The 1,398-nt window shown below is 58.2% G+C and carries 1 protein-coding gene; it reads right to left on the bottom strand.

Going from position 1 to position 1,398, the window contains the following annotated elements; translation table 11 throughout:
• Positions 1–283 precede the first annotated feature (283 nt).
• On the bottom strand, positions 284–1,303 hold the full coding sequence (locus tag HHL21_RS21305) for an IS110 family RNA-guided transposase (protein ID WP_169469674.1): 1,020 nt from the start codon (positions 1,301–1,303) through the stop codon (positions 284–286).
• Between the last annotated feature and the right edge of the window lie 95 nt (positions 1,304–1,398).

Genomic DNA, 1,398 nt, shown 5'->3' with positions numbered 1-1,398 from the left:
TCCATATATGGACTCCTCCGATATTGCAACATCAATTTCGGTTTTGGCTGTTAGGTGCAACTGCTTCCGTATATCCGGCCTCGTTGTGAGCACCGTCGCGCTCGGGCCATAATGGATTCTGCGCGCTCGCTCCAGATCGCCCTATCGGCCTTATCGAATGTTGCCTCGACATTGGGCCTATGGAAAAGGCTGGTGATGCAAGCGCCGGTCTGACCTGTTTTGCCATTACTTCAATTGACTACGCAATTGCTGCTGGAAGTGCTCGGTACTACAACAACCTTTGTTACCGTTTCGCCCCGCGGTAATCCTCATCTCGACTAAGAACGGCCCAGGCGATCCTGGCGTTCTTGTTCGCCAGGGCGACCGTGGCGATGTTGCGATTGCGTCTGGTGGCGAGGCTATGCGCCCATTTGCTGCGCACGTCCTCCTTGTTGCCACAGACGTTAAGAGCGGCGCGCGCGCCATGGATGAGCAGTGTGCGCAAGTATGTGTCACCGCGCTTGCTGATACCGCCTAATCTCTCCTTCCCGCCACTGGAGTGCTGGCTGGGCACCAGACCCAGCCAGGCGGCCATATCGCGGCCACCGGCAAACTGCTTGGCGTCACCCACCGCCGCTACCAAGGCACTGGCGCTGACCGGACCTATGCCTTCAATCTCCAGAAGCCGCCGGATCCGGTGATCCGCGCGCGCGGCGCCCTGAATACGTTTGTCGTGCAAGGTTACACGGTCATCGATCTGGCGCAGCTCTTCGGCCAGCTCGCCGAGTAGCATCAGGAAGCGCGGCGTCAGGCCACTATCCTCTTGGTCTTCGATCACGGGGAGTGCCTTCCTCAAATTCGGCACACCCACCGGCACCACAATGCCAAACTCACCAAGCAAACCACGTATCTCATTGCACAACGCCGTTCGCGCGCGTACCAGGCGGCTCCGAATGCGGTGCTCGGCCTGCATCACCTGTTGATCGACCGTCTTGATGGCGACGAACCGCATCGTCGGCCGGCCTACCGCCTCACAAATCGCTTCTGCATCGTTGGCGTCATTCTTGCCGCCCTTGACGTAGGGCTTCACGAACTGGGCCGCGATAAGCTCAACCCTGTGTCCGTAGCTCATCAAGGTGCGCGCCCAGTAGTGCGATGTCGCGCAAGCCTCCATTCCAACCAAGCTTGGCGCCAGCGACTTGAAATACGCATGCATCTGAGCGCGATTCAACTTCTTGCGCGCTACGACCTTCTCGTGACGGTCGACGCTGTGGACCTGAAGAACTGACTTTGCAAGATCAACACCAACTCGTGTAGCATACATTTGGACTCCTCCTCTGTGATTGAATTGTCTGCTCGACACTTCAGTCTGGCACAGTTGCTGCCGTAGGTGGAGGAGTCCATTCCATTGCCCTACGC

The organism is Massilia polaris (assembly GCF_012927275.1).
GTDB classification, from domain to species: Bacteria; Pseudomonadota; Gammaproteobacteria; order Burkholderiales; family Burkholderiaceae_D; genus Telluria_A; species Telluria_A polaris.
The sequence above is the reverse complement of the archived record's forward strand: the minus strand, read 5'-3'. Positions and strand labels throughout refer to the sequence as shown.